This is a genomic window from Sporosarcina saromensis (assembly GCF_054901285.1).
On sequence record NZ_CM142738.1, the window covers coordinates 721,471 to 745,727 of the forward strand.

Annotated in this window: 25 protein-coding genes; 23 read left to right on the forward strand and 2 right to left on the reverse strand. The window is 41.6% G+C overall.

Going from position 1 to position 24,257, the window contains the following annotated elements:
* Position 1: 1 nt before the first annotated feature.
* The 3 genes from ACVHUV_RS03455 to ACVHUV_RS03465 all read left to right on the forward strand — a co-directional run bounded on the left by ACVHUV_RS03455 (position 2) and on the right by ACVHUV_RS03465 (position 2,366).
* Positions 2 to 763, forward strand: a complete 762-nt coding sequence (locus tag ACVHUV_RS03455; RefSeq protein ID WP_317945306.1) for a ParA family protein — start codon at positions 2 to 4, stop codon at positions 761 to 763.
* Complete coding sequence (locus ACVHUV_RS03460; protein WP_317945305.1) at positions 756 to 1,592, forward strand: ParB/RepB/Spo0J family partition protein; 837 nt, start codon at positions 756 to 758, stop codon at positions 1,590 to 1,592. Before ACVHUV_RS03455 ends, ACVHUV_RS03460 begins: the two co-directional genes overlap by 8 nt.
* Positions 1,593 to 1,655: 63 nt before the next feature.
* Positions 1,656 to 2,366: a DUF554 domain-containing protein gene (locus ACVHUV_RS03465; protein ID WP_371390773.1), complete on the forward strand. Its 711-nt coding sequence runs from the start codon at positions 1,656 to 1,658 to the stop codon at positions 2,364 to 2,366.
* On the opposite strand, the gene yyaC is transcribed toward ACVHUV_RS03465, so the two are convergent.
* Entirely contained in the window at positions 2,335 to 2,913 is a 579-nt protein-coding gene (yyaC, locus tag ACVHUV_RS03470) for a spore protease YyaC (RefSeq protein ID WP_317945301.1), read from the reverse strand. The genes ACVHUV_RS03465 and yyaC overlap by 32 nt on opposite strands.
* 97 nt (positions 2,914 to 3,010) lie before the next feature.
* Here yyaC and ACVHUV_RS03475 point away from each other — a divergent pair, with 97 nt between their 5' ends.
* From ACVHUV_RS03475 to ychF, 3 genes are all read left to right on the forward strand, one after another.
* Positions 3,011 to 3,889, forward strand: coding sequence for a mechanosensitive ion channel family protein (locus ACVHUV_RS03475; RefSeq protein ID WP_462086123.1), 879 nt, complete (start codon positions 3,011 to 3,013; stop codon positions 3,887 to 3,889).
* 20 nt (positions 3,890 to 3,909) lie between these two features.
* Entirely contained in the window at positions 3,910 to 4,113 is a 204-nt protein-coding gene (locus tag ACVHUV_RS03480) for a DUF951 domain-containing protein (RefSeq protein ID WP_462086124.1), read from the forward strand.
* Positions 4,114 to 4,199: 86 nt separating this feature from the next.
* Positions 4,200 to 5,300 carry a redox-regulated ATPase YchF gene (ychF, locus tag ACVHUV_RS03485; RefSeq protein ID WP_462086125.1) on the forward strand — a complete coding sequence of 367 codons (1,101 nt, stop codon included), beginning with the start codon at positions 4,200 to 4,202 and terminating at the stop codon, positions 5,298 to 5,300.
* A 136-nt stretch (positions 5,301 to 5,436) separates the two neighbouring features.
* Here the strand turns inward: ychF and ACVHUV_RS03490 are convergent, their stop codons facing one another.
* Positions 5,437 to 5,994 (reverse strand): DUF3267 domain-containing protein, encoded by a 558-nt coding sequence (locus ACVHUV_RS03490; RefSeq protein WP_462086126.1) that lies wholly within the window; start codon positions 5,992 to 5,994, stop codon positions 5,437 to 5,439.
* A 151-nt stretch (positions 5,995 to 6,145) separates the two neighbouring features.
* Between ACVHUV_RS03490 and rpsF the strand changes: the two genes are divergently transcribed.
* The 17 genes from rpsF (at position 6,146) to ACVHUV_RS03575 (ending at position 24,257) form a co-directional block, all read left to right on the forward strand.
* Positions 6,146 to 6,433 (forward strand): 30S ribosomal protein S6, encoded by a 288-nt coding sequence (gene rpsF, locus ACVHUV_RS03495; protein ID WP_371390769.1) that lies wholly within the window; start codon positions 6,146 to 6,148, stop codon positions 6,431 to 6,433.
* Between the two features lie 72 nt (positions 6,434 to 6,505).
* The gene (gene ssb / locus ACVHUV_RS03500; protein WP_317945293.1) at positions 6,506 to 7,015 is read left to right on the forward strand and encodes a single-stranded DNA-binding protein; all 510 of its coding nucleotides are present in this window, start codon (positions 6,506 to 6,508) and stop codon (positions 7,013 to 7,015) included.
* 41 nt (positions 7,016 to 7,056) lie between these two features.
* Complete coding sequence (gene rpsR, locus ACVHUV_RS03505; protein ID WP_317945291.1) at positions 7,057 to 7,293, forward strand: 30S ribosomal protein S18; 237 nt, start codon at positions 7,057 to 7,059, stop codon at positions 7,291 to 7,293.
* Positions 7,294 to 7,648: 355 nt separating this feature from the next.
* The gene (locus ACVHUV_RS03510) at positions 7,649 to 8,587 is read left to right on the forward strand and encodes a YybS family protein (protein ID WP_462086127.1); all 939 of its coding nucleotides are present in this window, start codon (positions 7,649 to 7,651) and stop codon (positions 8,585 to 8,587) included.
* A 12-nt stretch (positions 8,588 to 8,599) separates the two neighbouring features.
* On the forward strand, positions 8,600 to 10,567 hold the full coding sequence (locus tag ACVHUV_RS03515; RefSeq protein ID WP_371390767.1) for a DHH family phosphoesterase: 1,968 nt from the start codon (positions 8,600 to 8,602) through the stop codon (positions 10,565 to 10,567).
* A gap of 2 nt (positions 10,568 to 10,569) precedes the next feature.
* Positions 10,570 to 11,016 (forward strand): 50S ribosomal protein L9, encoded by a 447-nt coding sequence (gene rplI / locus ACVHUV_RS03520; RefSeq protein ID WP_317945286.1) that lies wholly within the window; start codon positions 10,570 to 10,572, stop codon positions 11,014 to 11,016.
* A 15-nt stretch (positions 11,017 to 11,031) separates the two neighbouring features.
* Positions 11,032 to 12,387, forward strand: coding sequence for a replicative DNA helicase (gene dnaB / locus ACVHUV_RS03525; RefSeq protein ID WP_371390766.1), 1,356 nt, complete (start codon positions 11,032 to 11,034; stop codon positions 12,385 to 12,387).
* 347 nt (positions 12,388 to 12,734) lie between these two features.
* Positions 12,735 to 14,195 (forward strand): peptidoglycan DD-metalloendopeptidase family protein, encoded by a 1,461-nt coding sequence (locus ACVHUV_RS03530; protein ID WP_462086128.1) that lies wholly within the window; start codon positions 12,735 to 12,737, stop codon positions 14,193 to 14,195.
* Between the two features lie 850 nt (positions 14,196 to 15,045).
* Positions 15,046 to 15,756 (forward strand): response regulator YycF, encoded by a 711-nt coding sequence (gene yycF, locus ACVHUV_RS03535; RefSeq protein ID WP_317945280.1) that lies wholly within the window; start codon positions 15,046 to 15,048, stop codon positions 15,754 to 15,756.
* A 5-nt stretch (positions 15,757 to 15,761) separates the two neighbouring features.
* The gene (gene walK, locus ACVHUV_RS03540; RefSeq protein ID WP_371390764.1) at positions 15,762 to 17,585 is read left to right on the forward strand and encodes a cell wall metabolism sensor histidine kinase WalK; all 1,824 of its coding nucleotides are present in this window, start codon (positions 15,762 to 15,764) and stop codon (positions 17,583 to 17,585) included.
* Positions 17,576 to 18,919 carry a YycH family regulatory protein gene (locus tag ACVHUV_RS03545; protein WP_462086129.1) on the forward strand — a complete coding sequence of 448 codons (1,344 nt, stop codon included), beginning with the start codon at positions 17,576 to 17,578 and terminating at the stop codon, positions 18,917 to 18,919. The genes walK and ACVHUV_RS03545 overlap by 10 nt, the downstream gene beginning before the upstream one ends.
* Complete coding sequence (locus tag ACVHUV_RS03550; RefSeq protein WP_462086130.1) at positions 18,906 to 19,751, forward strand: two-component system regulatory protein YycI; 846 nt, start codon at positions 18,906 to 18,908, stop codon at positions 19,749 to 19,751. The genes ACVHUV_RS03545 and ACVHUV_RS03550 overlap by 14 nt, the downstream gene beginning before the upstream one ends.
* A 12-nt stretch (positions 19,752 to 19,763) precedes the next feature.
* On the forward strand, positions 19,764 to 20,552 hold the full coding sequence (locus ACVHUV_RS03555; RefSeq protein ID WP_462086131.1) for an MBL fold metallo-hydrolase: 789 nt from the start codon (positions 19,764 to 19,766) through the stop codon (positions 20,550 to 20,552).
* 142 nt (positions 20,553 to 20,694) lie between these two features.
* On the forward strand, positions 20,695 to 22,089 hold the full coding sequence (locus ACVHUV_RS03560; RefSeq protein ID WP_462086132.1) for a S1C family serine protease: 1,395 nt from the start codon (positions 20,695 to 20,697) through the stop codon (positions 22,087 to 22,089).
* A gap of 205 nt (positions 22,090 to 22,294) precedes the next feature.
* Positions 22,295 to 22,459, forward strand: a complete 165-nt coding sequence (locus ACVHUV_RS03565) for a CxxH/CxxC protein (RefSeq protein ID WP_371390759.1) — start codon at positions 22,295 to 22,297, stop codon at positions 22,457 to 22,459.
* Between the two features lie 79 nt (positions 22,460 to 22,538).
* Positions 22,539 to 23,018, forward strand: a complete 480-nt coding sequence (rlmH, locus tag ACVHUV_RS03570) for a 23S rRNA (pseudouridine(1915)-N(3))-methyltransferase RlmH (protein ID WP_317945271.1) — start codon at positions 22,539 to 22,541, stop codon at positions 23,016 to 23,018.
* A 120-nt stretch (positions 23,019 to 23,138) separates the two neighbouring features.
* Complete coding sequence (locus ACVHUV_RS03575) at positions 23,139 to 24,257, forward strand: DUF418 domain-containing protein (RefSeq protein WP_462086133.1); 1,119 nt, start codon at positions 23,139 to 23,141, stop codon at positions 24,255 to 24,257.

The window sequence follows — 24,257 nt, forward strand, 5'->3', positions numbered from 1 at the left end:
CGTGGGAAAAATTTTAGCCATAGCCAATCAAAAGGGAGGAGTTGGGAAGACGACCACTTCTGTTAACTTAAGTGCTTGCCTTGCACATATCGGCAAAAAAGTTTTACTAATTGACGCTGATCCACAAGGGAACGCTACGAGCGGGGTAGGGGTCAACAAAGGTGATGTACATCAATGCATATATGATATGTTGATTGATGATGTGAACATTCAAGAAGTCATTCACCATACGAAGATGGAGAATCTCGATATTGTACCAGCAACCATTTCTTTGGCTGGCGCGGAAATTGAACTTGTTTCCACAATCTCTCGCGAAGTTCGCATGAAACATGCTATCCAAGATGCGAAGGATATATATGATTACATCATCATTGATTGTCCACCTTCACTCGGGCTGTTAACAATTAACTCCTTAACAGCAGCTGATGCTGTCATTATACCTGTGCAATGTGAGTACTATGCGTTAGAAGGGTTAAGTCAGTTGTTAAGCACAATCCGTCTGGTCCAGAAACATTTAAATGAAAGTTTAATGATTGATGGCGTATTGTTGACAATGTTTGATGCACGGACAAATTTAGGAATTCAAGTCATTGAAGAAGTGAAAAAGTATTTTCAAGATAAAGTGTACGGAACGATCATTCCACGAAATGTACGACTGAGTGAAGCGCCAAGCCATGGAGAACCAATTATTATGTATGATGCGAGATCAAGAGGCGCGGAAGTATATTTAGAGCTGGCAAAGGAAGTGGTGCACAATGGCTAAAGGTCTTGGAAAAGGTTTGAACGCTTTATTTCCAGAAGAATCGTTAACAAAAGCTGAAAAGGTTGAAAGCATTCGTTTAAAAAGTATAAAAGTGAATCCGTATCAACCGAGAAAATTGTTTGACGAGAATGCGATTCAAGAACTGAGTGAGTCCATTAAGGAACACGGTGTCCTTCAACCCATTATCGTCCGAAAAGTAGGAACGATGTTTGAGATTGTCGTAGGGGAAAGACGTTTTCGCGCCGCTAAATTAGCTGGCCAGTTGGAAATTCCCGCTGTCGTCCGTCAATTGACTGATGAAGAATCGATGGAAATGGCAATTCTTGAGAACTTGCAACGTGAAGATTTAACACCAATTGAAGAGGCTGAGGCGTATCAAAAGTTAATGGATAACTTGAATGTTACACAAGAGCAGCTCGCTTTTCGACTTGGGAAAAGTCGCCCTCACATTGCAAACCACATCCGACTACTGAGCCTTCCAGACAAAGTGAGAAAAATGATCATGGAAGGAAAGCTATCGATGGGGCACGGTCGCACACTTCTCGGTTTGCGAAAAAAGGAACAAATCTTGCTAATCGCCGAAAAGACGATTCAGGAAGGTTTAAACGTTCGTCAACTTGAGCGCTTAGTGCACCGACTGAACGAAGATGTTCCACGTGAAACAAAACCAGAAAAGAAAGATATTTTCCTTGAAGAGAGAGAAACAAACTTACGTGAGTTTTTCGGTACAAACGTAACAATAAAGAAATCGAAAAACAAAGGAAAAATTGAAATAGAATTTTTCAATGAAGAAGATCTTGAAAGAATTTTAGAGTTGTTGAATGATTAAGCATGTACCTATTTTGCTCCTCTTGCAAAATAGGTATTATTTTTAGTAATTGGAAGTGGTGCAGTGGTTTTATTTGGATCAATCGTAAATTTTGCTTTAATAATTGTAGGTGCTTTAATCGGACGTGTCTTACATAACATTCCAGAACGTATGAAAGAAACGGTCATGTATGGAATTGGATTAGCAGTTGTCGCAATCGGAATTCAAATGACTTTTGAAAGTACACAGTTATTAATTGTAATTGTTAGTATTGTGATTGGAGCAGTAATAGGTGAGTGGCTGAACTTAGATGACAAGGTGAATCGTTTAGGAAAATGGATTGAGCAGAAGCTTCCCACTCCTAAAAAAGAAGGGCCTGCAATTTCACAAGGCTTTGTTACTGCAACGCTAATTTTTGTAGTCGGGTCAATGGCTATAATTGGTGCAATCGACAGTGGACTACGGAATGACCATGATGTATTAATCATGAAGGGGATTATTGATGGTTTTACTTCAATTATTCTCAGTTCAACACTTGGGATTGGGGTAATCTTCGCTGCAGTCCCAGTATTGCTTTACCAAGGCGCAATCACCTTATTTTCAACGCAAATCAGTCGTTTTGTGCCTGAGGAGTTATTACAATTTTTCATCTCAGAAATGACAGCGACTGGTGGACTCATGATTGTTGCCATTGGCTTGAATTTAATTGGCCTTACAAAAATACGAGTAGCAAATCTAGTTCCGGGCATTTTTGTAGTAGGGGTTATTGTAACACTTGTCCATAATTTGTTTTAAAGCGTCCATGAGCTAGCTGGATAGCACGTGAAATAACACGGCTCATTTCGAAGGATAAGTGAAGACGCGTACTTTGTAAGACAGCTTGTTCCATGAAGCCTGAAATGTTGACGACACCTTTAATGGACAAATCGCCGACTGGTGGCAAGTCTTTTCCAACAGCTTTTCCTGGGTAGAGGGGGCCGTTTTGAAAAAGCAAATGACCAATGGAATCGCTTCTACCTAAGCAAGCATCAATCGCAACAATGAAGGTGGAAGGGTCTGCAGTCAACTTATCATCTAAATGTTGTTGTAAATTCAACGCATGTAATGGATTTTCGAGTGTACCGACGACTGAATATGGAAACAATAGTGATTCAGACAAATGTGAGCCTGTTAGAGGTCCTAGCGCATCACCTGTGGAGCGGTCTGTTCCGATACAAAAGAATGTCAATGATTCCCGTTCAAAAGGGATATGGTGAAGGAAGTATGAGCTTAGCTTCCAAACAGCACCGATTTCATTATAATGAAGGCGGTAGTCGTAATTCGTAGAAAGTGCTGAGTGCATGACAAAACTCCATTCTAAAAGTAATAGGAATAATATATTGGTTGTTTAGCAGTATACGCGGCTCGTCCAAGTTTTATACGAAAAGGAGGATTTGCGATTGACGGAGGATGTAAAAGACCAGACGAGAGAAGAAATGGGGAAGCTCGGAAAGTTTTTATTGAATGAAGAGACCTGGTTTAATTTCGGATTCATCGCACTAAAGATAATTGCCATCGTTGTCATTTCAGTGCTCATTGTTAATGTAGGAAAACGAATTATTCGTAAGGTCTTTAAGTTGAAAATCAAGGGACCGATACGAAAAGAAGAACGACGTGAACGGACGCTATTAAAGTTGTTGGAAAATACACTTAGTTATGTCGTGTATTTTTCAGCAATCCTGGCGATTTTGCAGGAATTCACAATCGATGTAAAAGGCCTTCTTGCAGGTGCTGGCGTATTGGGACTTGCCGTTGGATTTGGTGCACAAAGTCTTGTAAAAGACGTCATTTCAGGTTTCTTTATATTATTTGAGGATCAATTTTCTGTAGGAGATTACGTGAAAATTGGTACAGCAGAAGGAATCGTTGAAGAAATTGGATTACGGACGACAAAGTTAAAAAGCTTTTCAGGCGAAATCTACATCTTACCCAATGGAACAATCGCACAAGTTGTCAATTATTCGATGAAAAATTCATTAGCAATCATTGATGTGAAAATTCCCTTTGAGCAAGGTGTTGAACAGGTTGAACAGGCCATTGAAGAATATTTGGAAGCGATGAGTGTGGATAATCCAGACTTGTTGAGTAAAGCAAGATTAGTTGGTGCAAATGATTTTACGGAAGATTCTGTAATAGAACGAGTGATTGCTGAAACAAAACCAATGCGCCATTTTGATACGGCGAGAAGTTTGAGTGTAGGCATTAAAAAACATTTGCAAGAAAAAGGAATAGAAATTCCTTATCCTACGCTTGTCACGAAGAGTTTTGAAAATCAATAATGACATATGGGGGAAGAAAAATGATGAATAAAGATTTTCATTTACATGATATAGTAGAGATGAAAAAACAGCACCCATGTGGAACAAATGCATGGAAGATTATACGAATGGGTGCAGACATTCGTATTAAGTGTGAAGGTTGTGGACATAGTGTCATGATTCCACGAAACGAGTTTGCAAAGAAGATGAAAAAGGTTCTCGTACAAGCAAATACCGAACATTGATTAGACAGAAACGCGAACAATTCTTATAATGGAAGAGTTGCGAAACTGAATTTTACGATTGACCTAAATGAAAGGTTGGGAAATAAATGGCGTTAACAGCTGGAATTGTTGGATTACCAAACGTTGGAAAGTCAACCCTTTTCAATGCAATTACAAAGGCAGGGGCAGAAGCTGCCAACTATCCATTCTGTACAATTGATCCGAACGTAGGGATTGTTGAAGTACCTGACGAAAGACTTCAAAAGCTAACTGAACTTGTGGTACCAAAAAAGACGGTTCCAACAGCTTTTGAATTTACTGATATTGCTGGGATTGTAGAAGGGGCAAGTAAAGGGGAAGGATTGGGCAATAAATTCCTTTCGCATATTCGTGAAGTCGATGCAATTTGCCAAGTTGTCCGTTGTTTTGTCGATGAAAACATTACACACGTGTCTGGAAAAGTAAATCCAATTGATGACATCGAAGTAATTAATCTGGAATTGATTCTTGCTGACTTGGAAAGTGTGGACAAGCGTTTGGCACGTGTTTCTAAAATGGCGAAGCAAAAAGATAAAGACTCTATGGCTGAAGAGCCTGTGCTTTTAAAGTTAAAAGAAGCATTTGAAAATGACAAGCCAGCTCGTTCAGTAGAATTGACACCTGAAGAATACAATCTCATTAAAGGGATGCATTTATTAACGATCAAACCGATGCTTTATGTCGCGAACGTTTCAGAAGATGAAATCGCAGATGCTGCAAACAATGAGTATGTCAAAATGGTACAAGAATTTGCGAAGCAGGATCATTCGGAAGTCATCATCGTTTGTGCAAAAATCGAAGAAGAAATGGCTGAACTTGATGATGAAGAAAAAGAAATGTTCCTTAGCGAGTTAGGCATCGAGGAATCAGGACTTGACCAGCTCATTAAAGCTGCGTACCATCTACTGGGCCTAGCAACATACTTCACTGCAGGTGTCCAAGAAGTACGTGCTTGGACGTTCCGTAAAGGAATGAAAGCACCACAATGTGCGGGCGTCATCCACACCGACTTCGAACGTGGATTCATCCGTGCAGAAACCGTATCGTACGATGCACTAGTTGAGGCTGGCTCAATGGCAGCTGCGAAAGAAGCAGGTAAAGTGCGCCTTGAAGGAAAAGAATACATCGTTCAAGACGGCGATGTCATGTTATTCAGATTCAATGTATAAGTGCAGATAGAAAAGGAAAAACCAGGCGATATACTACGCCTGGTTTTTTGTATTGCATGATACAGAGATAATTTGAGCAGCGTGATGGGGAAAGGAGGTTAGCCGCAATCGGAAACGTGAACGAATGAGATCTTGATCATTGCAGGCGAGTAGGTTCATACAAATATAGTTTCGGTTGTTCAGGATCATCTTTTACGAGCCAGTCGTCAGGCAGTTTGCGCAGTTCTTTGTACATTGCAAAATCCCCCGCAGCACCTCCAATGAGGAATGCAGCAAGACCGATGAGAAGGCCGCTTTCCAATGCTAATCCAATGATGGCAGGGAGGATACCAGTCGTCCAAAATGGAAGCAAGAGTGCTTTACGGATTGCCTGATTGGTCATAGGTACGTTCGTGGTAGCGTATGCGATTCCTAATTTAAGGTTAACGCCAACAATCATACTCTTCCATGGAACTTTGCCGTAGAGGCGAAACCCAATTAGGTGGAACAGTTCATGGAAGATGATGAGTACAATGTAGCCAATAATGAATAAGAAGATAGACGAAAACGTGATTGTAAACGATAGCTCTTGTTGAATAAGTGCTAATACGACGAGTAAACCAACTAAAGACAAAATGGTCAGTAGGAGACCTTTCTTCGCAACTTTTGGTAAATCGATTTCGATAATTTTATCGGGTTCAGTAGATAGATTCACGGAACATCACTCCTTGTCACTAGTATACATAATTAAATTGTTGTATGTCTGAAAGTAGTATGTTAAAATATGATGATGTGAGTAATAAATAATTACTTACTCCTTGCCCGCCGTAAGAAGTGGGCCAAAGTCCATAAGGAGGTGACTGAAGATGAGAAAGTACGAAATCATGTACATTATTCGTCCGACATTGGAAGATGAAGCTAAAAAAGCATTGATCAACCGTTTCGATGAGATCCTAACTTCTAACGGAGCGGAAATCATCGAGTCGAAAGAGTGGGGCAAGCGTCGTCTTGCATACGAAATCGACGATCTACGTGAAGGCTTCTACCAATTGGTGACAGCTAACGCTACGACTGAAGCAATCGATGAATTCAATCGTCTTGCGAACATTAATGAAGAAATCATTCGTCATATGGCTGTTCGTTTAGACAACTAATCCATATAAGCACGAAATGTTAGAACCTGTTAAAAGGTGGAACTTGAAAATGATGAGGGAGGTTGCAATCTGATGATTAACCGTGTCGTTTTAGTTGGCCGATTGACAAAAGATCCTGAACTCAAGTATACACAGGGCGGAGTAGCGGTTACACGCTTTACGCTTGCAGTGAATCGGACATTCTCTAACCAACAGGGAGAGCGTGAAGCTGATTTCATTAACTGTGTCACTTGGCGAAAACAGGCGGAGAACACTGCGAACTTTTTACGCAAAGGAAGTCTTGCAGGCATCGAAGGTCGTATTCAAACGAGTAGCTTTGATGGACAAGACGGCAAGCGTGTCTTTATGACGGAAGTTGTAGCGGACAGCGTGCAATTCCTTGAGCCGCGTAGTGCGAATTCTGAGAGGTCTGGAGCTTCCTATGGCGGCTCACCACAGAACGAACAGCCTTATTATCAGAATCAGCAGCCAAACCAGCAATATCAACAACCAAACCAACAAAATTACACACGTACGGACAATGATCCGTTCTCAACTGGTGGCGGCCCGATCGAAGTATCGGATGACGATTTGCCGTTCTGATCCATCATGTTTCGTACGTATAAAAAAGGAGGGAAAGCGATATGGCACCACGCCGTGGAGGTAAAAGACGTCGTAAAGTTTGTTACTTTACTTCAAACAACATTACACACATCGACTACAAAGATACTGATCTACTTAAGAAATTCGTTTCTGAACGTGGAAAAATCTTGCCTCGTCGTGTAACAGGTACAAGCGCGAAATACCAACGTAAACTAACGTCTGCTATTAAACGTGCTCGTATTATGGCACTTCTTCCGTTCGTAGCGGAAGAGAGATAAGTTGATTTTTGTAACCGCCTTATGTCACTGGAATTCCAGTGCAAAGGCGGTTTTTTCATACGTCTTAAAACATGGGCATATTGTATAGGGATTTCTAAAAGCAATTTGTCCTCGTATTTATGAACAGTTAGACCTAGTTTGCACATTATGAAGTCCAATTGGATGAAAGCGTTTCGACAGCGCTGTTTATCCCGTACATATAAAAAAACTGAACGTGTATAGGACTTTACTTGGTCATTGAGATGAGTACGGTCTTTGGTTAATAACTTTAATCGTGATACAATTATAAGAAATCCTATTCGTTTCAGGATACTACTTTAAAAATAGTCCATTGACTGGACGGAGGAACAAATTCATGCAAGACCACTCACAAAAGCTTGTTTTTGGTGCGATGATGGTCGCCTTTTTTACAATTCTGTTAGCTGGAGCTTTTTACATACCGCTAATTGGGGTTATCATTTTACCATTCATACCGTTGCCCATCATCCTTTATCGATTACGGTATAATAGAATTTCTACAATTTTTGTTGTTTTTAGCGGAAGTTTGTTAACACTTCTAGTTGGAGGGTTGTACATAATCCCGCTTGCTGTCCTGTTGGGCATGTTAGGTTTTTTAATAGCCGAATCCATTTTGATTGGAAAGTCCAAGTTGTATACGTTCATGGCTTCTGGTATCTATTTAATTGCAATCGGCATGCTGGGGTATATCATTGGCGTACTATTTTTCAACTTCAATGTCGTAGATCTTATTTTTCAAGCAATGAACGAAACAAAAGGCCAATTTCTTCAGTCTTTTGAAGCGACAGGCATGGAACCGAAATTGTACAAAAGCATTGTGGAATCGGCTTTCGTCTATTATCAATCTGCAATTCCAGCGATGTTCATTCTAATGGTATACGTTTTTACATTTCTGATGGTTATTCCGAACTTTGAAGTGCTGAGGAGACTCGGCCATGACGTACCGAAATTTTCACCATTTCGTGAGATGAGATTACCACTCATTACAATCTTCGTTTACGGTTTGTTCGTTGTACTTCCATACATGATGGACATGCGACCAGAATCGTCTGCCTATTTGTTCTACGTGAATGCAACGATAATTATTCGAACATTATTAGCTCTTCAAGGGTTTGCGTTAATTTTATACATCATGCATACGTTGAAGTTGCCAAAGGTTGTATCATTTTTTTCAGTCTTGTTAGCGTTTCTATTTAATCCTATAACGACACTTCTCGGTATTCTTGACATCGGCATGAACATTAGGGCATTGATTGGAAAAGACAACTTGAAGTAAGGGGATGAGACGATGAAGTCATTTTTTAGAAAAAGAGCAATCCGGTATCCATTGACTGTCATATCTCTCCTTGGATTGATAGCAGCTTTCCTATTGTTCTTATTAAACTTCTGGGCAGGACTTTTATTTACAATTTGCTTTACGATTTCCATCGGCATTGCTTGGAAAGTAGAAGACCAAACGTATATTGAAACAGAAAAACATATTGAAGCCCTTTCATATCGTATGAAGAAGGTTGGAGAAGAAGCGCTATTGGAATTACCGATTGGCATTTTACTCTTTAATGAAAAGCAGATTGTCGAATGGGCAAATCCATATGCTGTTGAGATATTTGAAAAAGAAACGTTGATCGGAGAAGAGCTCCTTGAGTTATCCGATGGCTTTCAATCCGTCTTAAAGAGTGAAGACCAGCAGTCTATGTTGAAAGTCGATGATTCAACATACAAAGTCATTTATCGGGCAGAAGAGAAGTTGCTCTATTTATTTGATGTGACGGAAAGAGTGACAATCGAATCGCTGTACTACAAAGATCGTACTGTCCTTGGCATTATGTTAATTGATAATTATGATGAACTGGCACAGACAATGGATGATCAAACACGTAGTCAGCTCAATTCACTTGTGACGTCTCTTGTAAACCGATGGGCGACAGACAACGGAATCTTTGTAAAACGAATTGCTTCCGATCGGTTTATTGCTGTGTTTAATGAAGCCATTTTGTCCAAGCTCGAAACGGCAAAGTTTACAATACTGGATGATATTCGCGAAAAGACGGCTGTTCAAAATGCAGGAATGACGTTAAGTATCGGTGTTGGAACTGGTTCTGCCTCTCTTACTGAGCTAGGGGAGCTGGCCCAATCAAGCCTTGACCTCGTATTAGGGCGCGGCGGGGACCAAGTTGCCATTAAGCATACAGATGGCAAGCTGAAATTTTTTGGAGGAAAGACGAACCCGGTTGAGAAGAGGACCCGAGTTCGTGCCCGTGTCATTTCCCATGCATTGCGAGATTTGATTCAAGGAAGCGACAAAGTATTAATTATGGGTCATAAGATGCCAGATATGGATGCAATCGGTGCTTCTATCGGCGTGAGGAAAATGGCTCGGATGAATAATATCCAAGGACAGGTCGTATTAAACTTTGATGAATTGGACGCGAGTGTCACACGTCTAATGGAGGAAATTAAAAAGGACGAAGAGTTATACGCTCAATTCATTGACCCGGATGAAGCGTTAGCGGCAGTGACTGAAAAAACACTACTCATTGTTGTCGATACGCATAAACCGAGCATGGTGATTGATGAACGTTTAATTGATAAGGCTGAGAAAGTCGTTGTGATTGATCACCATCGACGTGGTGAAGAATTCATTAACAATACGATGCTTGTCTATATGGAACCGTATGCTTCCTCTACTGCGGAACTTGTTACGGAGTTGCTGGAGTACCAACCGAAGCATGAAAAGCTCACGATGCTGGAGGCGACTGCTCTGTTAGCCGGTATTGTCGTCGATACGAAAAGCTTCACGTTACGGACAGGTTCCCGTACATTTGAAGCCGCGTCGTATTTGCGGACATTAGGGGCAGATACCGTTCTTGTTCAACGGTTATTGAAGGAAGACATTGATACGTATATCGAGCGTTCAAAACTCATTGAGACCGTCGAGCTGACGCCGGAGGGCATTGCAATTGCTAAAGGACAGGACGAGGTCGTCTATGGCTCAGTCCTCATTGCACAGACGGCAGATATATTGTTAACAATGAAAGATGTGATTGCTTCGTTTGTCATTGCGTACCGTTCAGATGGCAAAATTGGCATTAGTGCTCGTTCTTTAGGGGAGTTGAATGTGCAACTCGTCATGGAAGAGCTTGGTGGCGGTGGGCATTTAACAAATGCTGCCTGTCAGCTAGAAGTGGGAACAATAGAAGAAGCGGAAGCATTATTAAAAACCGCTATAGAAGATAAATTGGAAAGGGGAAATTGAACATGAAAGTAATCTTCTTGAAAGACGTCAAAGGTAAAGGTAAAAAAGGTGAAGTGAAAGAAGTGTCAGTTGGTTATGCACAGAACTTCTTGTTGAAAAACAACATGGCCGTAGAGGCAACTCCTGCAAACCTCAGTCAATTAAAGGGCCAACAAAAACGTGCTGAAAAGGATGCAGCTGAAGAATTAGCAGAAGCAGAAAAGTTAAAAGCACAACTTGAAGAAATTACTGTTGAATTAAAAGCGAAATCAGGAGAAGGTGGTCGACTATTCGGTTCGATTACAACAAAACAAATTGCAAGTGCGCTTGAAAAAGACCATAAGATTAAAGTGGATAAACGTAAAATGGAACTTCCAGATGCTATTCGTGCACTTGGTTATACAAACGTGCCGATTAAGTTGCATCAGGATGTAACAGCTACGCTTAAAGTCCATGTAACAGAAGAATGATAGGGAGCGATTATGATGGATCAGGTATATGATCGCGTCCCTCCACATAACAATGAAGCTGAGCAATCTGTCATAGGAGCGATCTTCCTGCAACCTGAGGCGCTTATTACTGCCTCAGAGATCTTAATTCCGGATGATTTTTACCGGACTGCACATGAAAAAATCTTTAATACGATGCTCGTCTTAAGTGATAGAGGACAAGCGATTGACGTCGTCACCGTGACGGAAGAGCTTTCTGCCAAAAAGGAACTCGAAGACGTCGGTGGCATATCATATTTGACGGAAGTTGCAAACGCCGTCCCGACTGCAGCAAACATTGAGTATTATGCCAAAATTGTAGAAGAGAAATCCATTTTGCGCCGCCTCATTCGTGTTGCGACAAATATCGTCGAAGAAGGTTTTACAAAAGAAGATGAAGTGGAAGCGGTTTTATCCGAAGCGGAAAAACGGATCATGGAAGTATCCAATCGGAAAAACGCGGGTGACTTCAAACATATAAAAGATGTTCTCGTCGAAACATACGATAACATTGAATTATTGCATACGCGAAAAGGCGAAGTAACGGGTATTCCGACAGGTTTCCGAGATCTTGATAAAATTACTGCCGGATTCCAGCGCAATGATTTAATCATTGTCGCGGCGCGGCCTTCCGTCGGTAAGACGGCATTCGCCTTGAACGTGGCACAAAATGTGGCAACAAAAGCAAATGAAAACGTCGCGATTTTCAGCTTGGAGATGGGTGCAGAACAGCTCGTTATGCGTATGCTTTGTGCTGAAGGAAACATCGATGCACAAGTAATGCGTACCGGTAACCTTGAATCGGAAGATTGGCGGAAGTTGACGATGGCGATGGGCAGTTTGTCCAATGCAGGGATTTTCATAGATGATTCGCCAGGTATCCGTATTAACGAAATTCGTTCAAAATGCCGGCGCCTTCAACAGGAGCATGGTCTTGGTATGATCATGATTGACTACTTGCAGCTCATTATGGGTAGTGGACGTTCTGGTGAGAACCGTCAGCAGGAGGTCTCTGAAATTTCCCGTTCCTTAAAAGCGCTTGCCCGTGAATTAAAAATCCCGGTTATTGCACTATCGCAGCTTTCCCGGGGCGTAGAGCAACGTCAAGATAAGCGTCCGATGATGTCTGACTTACGGGAATCAGGAAGTATCGAGCAAGATGCCGATATTGTTTCGTTCTTGTACCGTGAAGACTATTACGACAAAGAGACCGAAAACCAAAATATGATTGAAATTATCATTGCAAAGCAACGGAATGGTCCGACTGGAACGGTTACGCTTGCGTTTGCCAAAGAGTATAATAAGTTCTTAAACATTGATTGGAGTCAGCACGAAAGACCCTCTCATGAATAATGAAAAAAGCCAAGAAGAGTTAGAATTCAGCTCATCTTGGCTTTTTTTATTCTGTTCATTGTGCAAGTGGAACCGGTTCCATGAAACTAAAGTACTTTGTGTGAACTCCATATTTTTCAGGAATTGAGATTTTCCCAAACAATCTAGTGCAAACAACCTTCATTGTTCTCCATAATATTACCTAACATTTGTAAAAAAATAAGAATATTTGGTTGTAATACTACAAATTCGTTACAAATAGTCGGAAAATGACAAGTGAGTTAGCGAGTATGGTAAATTAGAGTGGCGTAAAAATCTTTCAGGATGATTTGCAATTGATACATTGCTAGTCGGAAGGAGTTCCATTCATGTTTTACAAGAAAGAGAACATACAAGAAGAGAATAAGAGAAATCGTCTATATAAGAAAATGCAGAAAGTCGGACTGGCTACTATTTTATTCGCAAGTATCGGCATGAGTGCTGGTTTTGCTGATGAGGATAAAGCGAGTGGGCTGCAAACAGTCTATCATGTCTATTCAGAAGGTCAATACGTTGGCGTAGTTTCCGACGAGCAAAAGATTGAACAACTCAAGCAAGACGAACTTGAAAAAGCGACTGCCACATATGCCAATCTCCCATTAGTCATCGGAACAGAATTATCCGTCGTGCCTGAAAAAGTGTTTTCAGCAGGAACCGATGATGACCAAGTTCTAACGAAACTTCAAAATCTACTTACAGTAGAAGCGGAAGCCATTGGTATTCAAATTGGAGAGGAAATTCCTCTTTATGTAAAGGATATGGCTGAATACGAAGAAGTGATTAAACAACTGACAATCCAAACTGTTCCTGAAACAGAATTGAATGCTTTCAAAGCTCGTCAACAATCTACTACGGCTATACCCGCGTTGAAAGAAGATGAAACACGCCTAGTCGACATTCAATTTACCGCAGATGTTCAACCAATCGAAGGAGAAGTTGCTCCTGATCAGATCAGTAGTGTACAAGATGCGTTGAAGCTGATGAATAAAGGAACATTAGAAGAGAAAAAATACTCCGTACAAGCTGGAGATGTACTTGGTAAAATCGCCGTCGCTCATAATATGCCGACTGCTACATTAATGAAATTGAACCCAGGTGTAACGGAAGATTCCGTCCTTCAAATTGGTCAAGAATTAAATGTCACGGTGCTTGAACCATTTGTAGAAGTAGAGGCATTATATGAATCAAAAGCTATTGAAGCGATCCCTTTTAAGAAACTGACTGAAAAAGACGAAACACAATTCAAAGGTGAAAAGAAGTTAAAGCAAGCGGGAGCAGACGGCAAAAAGTCTGTCACGCGTAAAATTCGCAAGAAAAATGGCACCGTAATTGGTGAAGCAGTTGCTGAAACAGAAGTAGTAGTAGAACCGCAACATGAAGTGACTATCGTTGGAACAAAAGTCATTCCATCAAGAGGTACCGGTAATTTCGCTTGGCCAGCTGATGGAGGTTATGTATCTAGTCAAATGGGCAAAAGATGGGGAAGAGTCCATCAAGGAATCGATATTGCCCGTCCATCGACCCGTGCTATTTTTGCCGCTGACAATGGTGTTGTAACAAAAGCTTCAAGACATAGCACATATGGCAATCATGTTGTAATTTCACATAACAATGGCTATGAGACATTGTACGCTCACTTATCATCAATCGATGTCAAAGTGGGACAAACGGTACCTCAAGGGACAAAAATTGGTGTCATGGGCTCCACTGGACGTTCTACGGGCGTTCATCTACACTTTGAAGTCATGAAAAATGGATCCAATATCAATCCATTGAGCGTATTACGTTAAACGAAAAGGAGACGCCAGAGCAATCTGTGAGCGTCTCCTTTTTCTTATAGGTATGTAAGCAGGATAAGAACGCCCCTAAATACAGTTGGTTTCCATTATCAGGTGCTAGCATACGGAAAGGGCTTTACGTTAGAATTAAGTAAGGTTCACGTTGGAAAATTGGAAAGTTTGATTATCGTAATGACACAGGAATATTGCAAGAGTGAGCAAGACATAAAAATGAAGTACCCTGTTTACAAGATAGGGTGCTTTTTCATTGAATGAGGGGATGGCTTTTTTATTATTGCGTCTCGAGTGAAGCGTCGTGCGTCCCATGTCCAAGTCAGCTCGTCTCGGCCATGTCTATTCGACTCTAAACGCGGCATAACTTCTCAGAACGCCGCATAATTCCTTCAATCGGAGCAAAAAACCGCAGAACGCCGCATATTCCAAGCAAACGCCGCATAACTCCCCAGAACACCGCATAATCGCCTCGAACGCGGCAAAAGCATTAGAAGCCACGCCACGTCTTTGCCTTATGCCCGTCGCAGCTAGAGTGGCGACCTCCGCTTTTGAGGCATCCAGCTGCGGGTGGCAGCTGCTCGGGACGCTTCAATCATTAGGTAAAGGCAAAGAGCGCCTTTTCCTAATGATTTCCAGCGCCTGTCGCAGCTAAACGCCACCCTACGCTTTTGAGATTCCCCGGGAAATATTTTGGCGAGTTTTGGGGAAGGATTCTTGGAAGTTCCATAGAATAGTAAGACTAGAAGTTATATGTTATATAGCTAGGTAAGTGCGTATTCATCGCAACAATGATAAAGTTATAAGACAATGATAGAGACGCCATGTTAGGCGAGAAAGGGAATGACGTATGCAAAATAAAACGATTCTTGTCGTAGATGATGAAAAACCGATTGCGGATATATTAGAGTTTAATTTGAAAAAGGAAGGTTTTACGGTGCATTGCGCATATGACGGAGATGAGGCCCTTCAGAAATTAGAAGAGGTGCAACCGGATATTATGTTGCTTGATATAATGCTTCCGAAACGGGATGGCATGGAAGTGTGTAGGGAAGTACGAAAGAAATATGATTTCCCGATTATTATGCTCACAGCGAAGGACTCTGAGATTGATAAAGTATTAGGCTTGGAATTAGGGGCGGATGATTATGTGACGAAACCGTTCGGGACGCGTGAATTGATCGCTAGAGTGAAGGCGAATTTACGTAGACATTCCAAAACATTATCGGAAGAACAAGAGGAAGTAACGAATGATATTACGGTCGGCAGTTTAATAATCCAACCAGATGCGTATTTGGTACAAAAGCGTGGGGAATCCATTGAATTGACGCATCGTGAATTTGAATTGCTTCACTACTTGGCAAAACATATTGGGCAAGTGATGACACGTGAGCACCTACTTCAAACCGTTTGGGGTTATGACTACTTTGGTGATGTGCGAACGGTCGATGTAACGATTCGTCGTTTGCGTGAAAAAATTGAAGATACGCCAAGCCACCCGACGTGGATCGTCACAAGACGCGGTGTAGGATATTATTTACGTGACCCGGAACAGGAGTAAGGCACATGCAAAAAGTGGGCTTCTTTCGTTCCATCCACGTTAAATTTATTCTGATTTACATCATGCTCATTCTCCTTGCGATGCAAATCATTGGTCTTTACTTTGCCAAGGAGCTTGAGGATACGTTAAAGAAAAACTTTAGAAACTCGGTTATTGATCGAATCAATCTAGTGGAATTCAGTGTACGTGAGGAAATCACAAAAGAACGTTCATCTGAAGACCCTACAACTCAACAGAGTCTTCGAACCGTTCTTTCTGGCTTCACGTCAGAAGATATTCTCGAAATCCGCGTCATCGATACAAAGTACAAAATACTCGCCACGTCCGCATTGGACAACCAATCACTCGTCGGACAGCGATCTATGGAAGATAGTGTTCGACGGGCAATTTCTTCGGAATCGGCTCATGAAGCCATCAATTATGATACATCGCTCGGTCAACGAGTAATGGTGTTAGTGAAACCGATAAAGAAAAATGCAGAAGTGGTCGGTACACTTTACGTGACAGCAAATATTGAACGAGTGTTTAAACAAATCGATGACATTAACCAGATCCTTGCAGGTAGTGTGGCAGTTTCATTGACCATCACAATTATTATCTGCATTTTCATTGCACAAACATTTACGAGACCGATATCAGATATGCGAAGACAAGCGCAAGCGATGGCGCAAGGAAACTTCTCACGGAAAGTGCACGTTTACGGGAATGATGAAATGGGACAATTGGCGATCGCCTTTAACCATCTCACCAATCAGTTGCAAGAATCACAATCGACAACCGAAAGTGAGCAAAGGAAACTCGCATCTGTCCTCGAAAATATGACCGATGGCGTTATTTCTACAGACAGAAAAGGACGGGTAAGCCTCATTAATGATTCTGCACTCATAATGTTGCGCATGACACGTGACCTTGTCATTAACCGGCCGATTGCTAGCATCCTTGGCTTGGAACAATCTTATACGTTTGAAGATCTCATTCAAGTGAGGGACTCCATTGCATTGGATTTCAGTACGGAAGAACAACCGTATATTCTCCGGGCAACTTTTTCCGTCACGCAGCGGGAGACGGGATTTGTGAATGGCTTGATTGTCGTCCTTCATGACAATACCGAGCAGGAGAAAATTGATATGGAAAGACGTGAATTTGTATCGAACGTCTCCCATGAACTTCGTACACCACTTACAACGATGCGAAGTTATTTGGATGCACTCGCTGAAGGGGCTTGGCAAAACGAAGAGATTGCACCTTCGTTCCTCCGAGTCACGCAAACAGAGACAGAGCGGATGATTCGACTCGTCAATGACTTGTTGAAGTTATCAAGAATGGACAGCAAGGAGTACGAATTGAATACAGAATGGGTGGAGTTTAATCATTTCTTTAACTCCATCATTGAACGATTCGAGTTTTCCAAGTCGCAAAAGGTTCAATTTAAGCGACTATTGCCGTCAGCCGATCTATTTGTAGAAATTGACACGGACAAGATGACCCAAGTTATTGATAATATTATTTCAAATGCGCTTAAATACTCTCCAGATGGCGGAGACGTTCGTTTTGGTGTTACATTATCAGGTTCTTTTATTAAAGTCATGATTTCTGATGATGGACTTGGCATACCGAAAGCAAACGTCAATCGGATCTTCGAGCGGTTTTATCGTGCGGACCGTGCAAGATCTAGAGCAATGGGCGGTACAGGACTTGGACTGGCCATTGCAAAAGAAATGATTCATGCCCATGGTGGGGAAATATGGGCGGAAAGTGAAGAAGGAATGGGAACGACCGTGTTTTTCACGTTACCATATGAACAACAAGAGGACGGTGAATGGGATTGAAATACATTGAACCAATCAAATCGATCATCCTCCTGTTGCTCGTATTGATGAGTATCACTTTTACATTTTCAATTTGGACATACTCCCCACAGCTCGCGCCCATTGACCAATCAAAAACCGTCGATATTTCAATCGGTCAACAAAAAGATGTGAAAGATGTCGTTAAACCGTATAAGTTCTTAATCAAATACGAAGAAGAACTGAAAGGTACGACCGATCAAATAGCTATCGACAAAATTTTAAGGGATATGGGGACGTGGAAAGTGTCTCAGCTCCTGCAAGACCCTACGGAAATGAATAAAGTACAGATGAAAGAGTTTTTTGAACAGCCTAACCAGTTTACATTGTACTTCAATGGACAGGTTCCTTTACCGGCCTATGATGAAATATTACCGATTGACGAAACGACGAAAAAGAATTTGCCGGAATTTAGTTTTGATCGATTGATCGTCAGATGGGATCCTAAAGCGATTGCATTTGAAGTGCATTTTATTAACAGAGCAACAGGAATCCATTTTTACGGAAAAGCGAATCCGGCAGACACGACGAAATCCTATCAGTCCATCATCATGGAGAGTGAGGAACTGATACACTATGTGGAAGTAAAGAATCAGGAACCGACGTATTTAGCAGTACCCGATGAACCTGTTCCGATGGTACAAAAAACGTACTATCAAGAGGAAATCAGTCCAGGTCGTTTCCGCGATGCTTTGTTCAATGACCCAAATGCGGTTAAACGAAGTCAAGTGGATCACAATCATGAGGAATTTGGAGATGACCATGCGTTAATGGTTGTGAATACCGAAACGAAAATGTTGGATTTTGTTCATCCTGCTGCAGAAGCAAGGGAGCCGGCAAAACCGTCTGATTTGTTATTGGATGTGATTGACTCTATTAATGAACACGGTGGCTGGACGGATTCTTTCCGTTACTCTTACATCAATTCACTCTCGCGCTATGTGAAATTCCAATTGTTCATCAATGGCTATCCTGTGCATAGTGAAAGTGATGCCTCTGGGTTAACGGAAATTGTACAATTTTATGGGGATGATCGGGTTTTTAGATATATCCGCCCGTATTACACGTTGGAATCATCACTGTCTTTCAATGAAAATATGGATCTTCCTTCGGGGACGAATGTTGTACAATCCCTCATGGAATCGGAAGATCTCGATTTTAGTTTAGTTGAAGAATTGACCGTTGGATACATGATGAAACACGACTTAGAGCAACGGATTTTCGTGTTGGAGCCTGCTTGGTTCTATTTATTCAAAGGAACTTGGAAACGTTATACACCTGAGCAAACAGGGGGTGAGCCATTTGGATTGGAATAAAACAAAAACGATTTTTATCATCGTTTTTTCCATTTTGAATATTTTTCTCTACTCTTTGTATGTGAAACAGCTGACAGACGCGCAAAATGTTCAAGTCATTTCAAAGACTTCAATCGAAGAAGTGATGAAGCAAGAAAACATTACGTATAACCTTCCTCAAGTGAACAAAAATGACTATTCATCTGTGACAGCTACAATTAAGAAGTTTACAAAAGAAGAACTAGAGACACTCGTTAGCCAATCGATTGTCATTGAGAACAACACACATATCAAATCGGACATGAATACAGCTATAGCGATTCAAAATGATAAAGGTGATTTTGATTTCAATGAGTTTATGATGAAGTACGTTTGGCATGGCAACGAGTACACACTATGGGAAGTGAATCAAGAAGAGCAACAGGCAACCTTCTTTCAGATGGTGAATGGTGAACCGATTTTCTACAGTCCAAATGCTATGGTGGTCGTGCATTGGAATGATGACTATGAAGTTACGCATTATGAGCAACGCATGCTTGAGAAGTTCAGTACAGAGTCTAAGAAAAGAGATTTAATGACACAAGACGAAGCGGTGGGTTCCTTGGCAACGCGCGGCTATTTGAAACAGGATTCTAAAGTGCTTAGCGTAACGCCAGGCTATTCGTCACTCGTGCCATTAACCGAAATCCAGGTGTTTGCTCCGACTTGGAACATTCGTGTAGAATTAAAAGATGGTAGTATTGAGGAACATTTCATCAATGCCATTGAAGGTAAAGTGATAGACTTCCAATTGGAGAAAGTTGATGAGCCTCAACTTGATGTTGATGTTGACGTTGACGTAGATGAAGAATAAGGAGTTTTTATAATGCGTTTTAGTGTGCTCGCAAGCGGGAGTACGGGCAATTCTATATATGTCGAGACAGATGACCATGCTTTTTTGGTCGATGCAGGGTTAAGTGCGAAACGAATTGAGCAACAACTGGCGGCAATCGGTCGCTCCATGGAAAATGTGAATGGTATTCTTGTAACGCACGAACATAGTGACCATATAAAAGGTATCGGCGTACTAGCAAGAAGACATAAAGTACCGATCTATGCGAATGAAAAGACGTGGAACGCGATGAATGGGCTTGTCGGTGAAGTTCCATTAGAACAACGTTTTCATTTTAATATGGAAACGTCCCTGTCATTCGGAACGCTCGACATCCAGTCATTCGCCGTTTCGCACGATGCTGTCGATCCGATGTTCTATGTATTTCATGAAAAAGACCGAAAGCTTTCCATCATAACCGACACAGGATATGTGAGCGATCGGATGAAAGGCCATATTGCAGCATCAGACGCGTTTGTGTTTGAAAGTAATCATGACGTCAGCATGTTGCAAATGGGTCGTTATCCATGGTCGATTAAACGACGGATTTTAAGCGATGTTGGCCATGTATCGAACGAGGATGCTGCAATTGCAATGAGTGAAGTGGTTGCGGAAAAACAAACAAGCATTTATTTGTCACATCTGAGCAAGGATAATAATATGAAAGATCTGGCAAGGATGAGTGTTTCGCAAACTTTGGAAGCATGCGGCATCCGCACCGGGGAATTCGTTCACTTACATGATACCGATGCGGAACAACCGACAACGCTTGTCACTGTCTAATAGAAACAAAGAACCTTGCCTACGGGTAAGGTTTTTTTCAATAAAATTCAAGGAATCTACAAAAAGTGGGACAACGTACTTGATTTTAAACAAGTTATTTAGGGTAAAGTGAAAATAACTGTCTGTTGAAAGGGTGAGGTCTATGGATGAATACAAGCAAGGTCCTCGGCGGGAGGATGACAAACGGAATTCGGATGTCCCTAATATGGAAGGAGCCAATCATTCAGAGGATGAAATACGTCAAGAACCGAATCGTATAGAAGAAGGAATAGGTAATGATTCGGATTATGTAGATGCAGTCAATCACGAGAATCGGACGAATGTGGAACTTGAAAAACAAGCAGAACCGATGCGATACAGTGAGAGACCGAAAAAGGACACAAAGCGTCGAGGCGGTTTTCTTCCAGCCTTGTTGGGAGCCCTTATTGGTGGCGTAGTCGTTTGGTTGTTAATGAATGCTACGCTGGGAAATGAATCGAATTCATCTGTTTTAGAGCAAACAACGGGAGAGAGCAATTTGACGACTGAACGCATCTCACTCGATGTGAATACAGATGTCACTGAAATTGTATCGAAAGTGGCGGACACAGTTGTTGGTATAACAAATATGCAAACAGTACGTGACTTTTGGTCATCAACAGAGACGACACAAGAAAGAGGAACGGGTTCGGGTGTCATTTACAAGAAGACAGGCGACAAAGCATACATTGTGACGAATCATCATGTCGTAGAAAACGCCCAAGAGCTTGAAATTACTTTCGACGATGGAACGAAAGTGGATGGCAAACTCATTGGCAGTGACGTATGGACAGACTTAGCCGTCGTCGAGATTGACGCAGAACATGTCAAAACAGCTATTGAATTTGGCGATTCAGATGCTTTGAAACGTGGAGAAACGGTGATTGCAATTGGGAACCCACTCGGATTAGGATTCGCCGGCTCTGTCACGATGGGAATTGTGTCAGGAAAAGACCGCTCCATTCCAATCGATCTTGATCAAAACGGAACCGTCGATTGGCAAGCGGATGTTCTTCAAACAGATGCAGCCATCAACCCAGGGAACTCGGGTGGAGCGCTCATTAATGTAGCAGGACAACTGATTGGCATTAACTCCATGAAAATTACGCAGGAAACCGTTGAGGGGATTGGTCTTGCCATTCCAATTAATATCGCCATCCCGATTATCCAAGATCTTGAGATGACTGGAACGGTGAACCGCCCAACGATGGGTGTAAGCCTCCTGGACTTACGAGACGTCCCGTATCAACAGCAACAAGAAGTGTTGAAATTACCGAAAGACGTAACGACAGGTGTGATTGTCACGGAAGTATTCCGCAATACGCCAGCAGAGGCAGCTGGCGTCGAACGATACGATGTCATTGTTGAGATGGATGGGGAAAAGATTGAAGACATGGTGAACCTGCGCAAGCATTTATACAACAAGAAAGAAGTTGGCGATCAGATGACCATGAAGGTATATAGAGAAGGAAAGCTGATCGAGATTGAAATGGAACTAAAAGACGGCAATACATTCTAACGAATTGCAAAGAAAGAGCGCATAAAATTCCATACAATGTTACACTTTTCATAGGGATGTAACAATTTATTTATCCACAACAGGCAGCCTAGCAAAACAACCGCTATTCTGCCTGTTTTTCAATGCAATTTATCGACATGTGGATAAAAATGAAGAAATGTGCATAACATTGTGTAAAATAAACCGATAGAAAGAAGTGTAGACATTGAAAATCCAAAGTTGTAAAAACCATATAGATCAAGCGATTGACGACTTTATTGCAACGGAAGAAACATTTCCGATTTTAGAAGAAATCAAAACCGACGAAAAGATATCCACAACTTGCACGTATTGTGACACACCCGTTAGGTATATTGTGGCGAACGAATAATCGGGCACAAGATGTAGATAAGTCCTGTGGATATGTGCATAAGTTCTGTTTATAACTTTTTAAAAGAGGTGGACAACCTGTGAATATTACAATTGTTTCAGTAGGAAAACTAAAAGAAAAATATTTAAAAATGGGCATCGAAGAATACACCAAACGACTCGGCGCATACGCGAAAATCGACATCGTCGAAGTGGCCGATGAAAAAGCACCTGAATCGTTAAGTGAAGCAGACATGGAAATTGTGAAGAAAAAAGAAGCCGACCGAATACTCGCCAAAATCGGAGCAGACGCACACGTCATCGCATTGGCGATAGAAGGAAAACAGAAAACTTCTGAAGAATTGGCAACGGCTATTGAATCGTTAATGACGTATGGAAAAAGTAAGATTGTATTTGTCATAGGCGGATCGCTTGGCTTACACAGTGATGTTATCAAACGGGCGGATGAGCTGTTGTCGTTTTCCAAGATGACGTTTCCACATCAGCTGATGAAGTTGGTGTTGTTGGAGCAAGTGTATCGTGCGTTTCGGATTATGCGGGGGGAACCGTATCATAAGTGAGTGCGGTTTTTTCTACGTTTTATAATTGACAAGTGTCATCTGTATCTATTGACGCCTGTCGATATTTTCATGGATGCCCTGTAATGTACGATAAATGTACAGAAATGGAGGGGCATTTATATGAAACGTATAGCATTGATCGATATTTTAAGAGGATTCGCTATTTTGGGGACACTTGGAACGAATATTTGGATTTTTGCCCATTTAGGGGATCTAAAGTATATAACGACTACGGATTTTACCAGTTGGCCGAGTATGGATGATATTTTACGCCTCCTTGTACTGTTCGTATTTAACGGCAAGCTGCTTGGCATGTTAACGATAATGTTCGGAGTAGGGATGGAGATTAAATATCAGCAATCCATTAGGCACAATAAGCCTTGGATCGGTATGTATAAATGGGTAATCGTATTTTTAATAGTGGAAGGTCTTCTGCACTACGTACTTGTAATGGAGTATGATGTGCTCATGAGCTATGGCGTCACAGCAGGAATTATTGCGGTCATACTAAAGCGCGGAGAGCGGGTGATGAAAAGGGCGTTATGGGTTGCAGGAGCTATTCATTTAGGGCTGCTTGCTCTAATTTTTACTTCCATGCTGTTTGGGCCGGCGTTTTCAATGGCAAGCTCGCCACAGTTGATCGCAATATATGCAGAGGGAACATGGCTGGATCAGGTCCAGAATCGTCTCATGAATTTTATATTCTTTAGAGCAGAGGCAATCTTTATTATTCCTTTAAATATTATTTTATTTATTGTTGGTATAAAGCTGATGCGCAGTGGTGCGTTCTCCTTTACTGAGCGCGGAATTGCCATTCAATGGAAACTGCTCATTTGGGGGTTAGGTCTAGGTCTGCCTTTGAATCTGTTGACTTTTGTACCAGGCGGTCTATTTGATTTACCTGTCCGTTATCTGTTTGCCCCTGTCCTGGCATTAGGCTATTTAGGACTGATTGCTTTTTTTGTACGGAAGTGCGGTACGTGGAGAATGTGGAAGTGGCTTGAGAAAACGGGGCGTATGTCTTTAAGCTGTTACATTCTGCAAAACATTACTGCTACAGCTATTTTCTACGGATGGGGTTTAGGCCTTGGAGGTACTCTAAATAGTGTGGAAATTATAGGGGTTTTTTGTATGATAGTAGCAGGGCAAATTATACTGGCGAATATGTGGTTAACTATATTCCCTTATGGGCCGGTCGAATGGCTGCGGAAGGGAATGCTGCAGAGGCTGGAAAGATAG